Consider the following 2,644-nt stretch of genomic DNA (forward strand, 5'->3'; position numbering starts at 1 on the left):
GTCAACAACATCAATGTCGGCGGCGGCATCAAGTATTTCCATGCCAACTCGACGGCGGCGGACTCTTCGGCGACGGGCACGGACTCGGTCGCGATCGGACCCGTCGCGACCGCAACGGGGACGAACGCCATCGCGGCCGGTGTCAATTCGAGCGCCTCCGACGCCAACGCCTCGGCCATCGGCAGCGGCGCCGTCGCATCGGCGCTCGACGCAACGGCGATGGGCTACATATCCAAGGCCTCGGGCCAATTCGCCACCGCCGTCGGCGCCAACGCCAATGCCACAGGCCTGTCCAGCACGGCGATCGGCCAGAACGCGTTCGCAACCAACGCTCAAGCGACCGCTCTCGGCAAGCAAGCGAATGCCAGCGCCGTCGATGCGCTGGCGCTGGGCGCCAACGCCACCGCCGCCAACGCAGGCGCCGTGGCGCTCGGCTCGGGCAGTGTCACCGACGTCGCTGTCGCCACGCCGAGCACCGTGATCAACGGCACGACCTATGCCTTCCAGGGCACCAATCCGACCTCGACGGTCAGCGTCGGCGCGGTCGGTGCGGAACGCACCATCACCAATGTCGCCGCGGGGCGGATCAGCTCGACGTCGACCGACGCCCTCAACGGCTCGCAGCTCGCCGCCACCAACCAGGCCGTCGATGCCATCGGCACCACCGTCAACAATCTTGGCGCTGGCGTGACCAATCTCGGCAACATTGTCAACAACATCGCCGGCGACACCTCGACCGCCTACACCGACGCCAACGGCATCGGCATCCGCTACGCTCGCACTAACGAGGCCGGACTGGCGCAGACCGATTCCTTCGCACAAGGTGTCGGCTCCACCGCTGTCGGCTACCAGGCGACCGCGACCGGGGTCAGCGCGCTGGCGCTCGGCCGCGCCAGCAACGCCAGCATCGACGGCAGCGTGGCGCTGGGCTCGGGTTCGATCTCCAATCGCGCGATCGCTCCGGCTACCGGCCAGATCGCAGCCGGTCCGTCGAACTTCATCCAGTTCAACACGACCGACAAGGCGCTGCTCGGCGCGGTTTCGGTCGGCGACGTCAACTCCTACCGGCAGATCACCAATGTGGCCGACGGCACGCAGGACCAGGACGCGGTGACGGTGCGCCAGCTCGCCGGCGCCATCGCTGCCGTGTCGGTCACCTCGACGAAATACTTCCATGCCAATTCGGCGGCGGGCGACTCGCTGGCGGTCGGCGCGGAGTCGGTCGCGGTCGGTCCGACGACCGTCGTCAACGGCGACAACGGCATCGGCATCGGCAACGGCGCCATCGTCGACCAGACAGCACCCGGCGGAACGGCCATCGGCCAGAACGCGCATGTGCTGCTGGCCGACGGCCTGGCGCTCGGCACCAATTCGACCGCCTCCGGCATCCAGTCGGTGGCGCTCGGCGCCGGCGCCCAAAGCACCTTCATCAACAGCGTCGCGCTTGGTGCGCAGTCCATCACCACGGTCGGCGCACAAACGAACTACGCGGCCTATGGGCTTGCTGGCGCGCAGACCTCGGTCGGCGAGGTGTCGATCGGCGCCGCCGGGGCCGAACGCAAGCTGACCAATGTCGCGGCGGGCTCGGCCGACACCGACGGCGTCAACGTCTCGCAGTTGCGCGGCGTGACGAAAAACGTCACCGACCTGTTCGGCGGCGTTACCACGATCAATCCCGACGGCTCGATCACCGGCCCGACCTACACTATCCAGGGCAACAACTACTCGACCGTCTATGACGGCCTGACGGCCGTCGACAATGCCCTGACCACCATCAGCAATGGCGGCGGCATCAAATACTTCCACGCCAATTCGACGCTGGCCGACAGCATCGCCGGCGGCACCAACGCGGTGGCGATCGGGCCGGAAAGCGTGGCGAGCGGCGCCGAGAGCGTGGCTGCGGGCCATGGCTCGACGGCTACCGGGGCGGGCGCCGTCGCGCTCGGCCAGGGTGCGCAGGCCAACAACGCCAACGATGTGGCGCTCGGCTCCGGCTCGGTGACGCAGACAGCCGTCGGCACCTCCAGCACCGTCATCGGCGGCAAGACCTACACCTTCGCCGGAACGACTCCGACCGGAACCGTCAGCGTCGGCGATGCCGGCGCCGAGCGGACGATCACCAACGTCGCCGCCGGGCGCGTCGATGCCGGCAGCACGGATGCGATCAACGGCTCGCAGCTCTACGCCACCAACACGGCGATCGAGGATTTGAAAGCCGGCGTCGGAAACCTCACCCAGAACGCGGTGACCTATGACGCCCCGGGCGGCGTCAAGTCGAACACCATCACGCTGCAGGGTGGCGACGTCAACGCGCCGGTCGTCATCTCCAATGTCGGCCCCGGCGTCAAAGGGACCGATGCGGTCAATGTCGAACAGATGAACCAGGGCCTGACCGCCGGCAAGAGCTATACGGACAACCGCGTGGCTTACGCTATCGATACGTCCAACGACTACACCGACAAGGTAGCCGCCACGACCCTGCAGCAGGCCAACGACTATACCGACCAGAAGCTCGGCCAGCTCAATTCGGACATCAACGGCATCCGCGACGAGGCCCGGCAGGCGGCCGCGATAGGCCTCGCCGCCGCCTCGCTGCGCTACGACGACCGGCCCGGAAAGCTGAGCGTCGCGGCGGGGGGGGGCC

General features: G+C 68.0%; 1 pseudogene. It reads left to right on the plus strand.

Annotation, left to right across the window (positions count from 1 at the left end):
* Positions 1–2,644, plus strand: a pseudogene (locus EN879_RS31460) (calcium-binding protein); the annotation flags it as partial.

The organism is Mesorhizobium sp. M7A.F.Ca.AU.002.02.1.1 (assembly GCF_003998535.1).
Classification (GTDB): domain Bacteria; phylum Pseudomonadota; class Alphaproteobacteria; order Rhizobiales; family Rhizobiaceae; genus Mesorhizobium; species Mesorhizobium ciceri.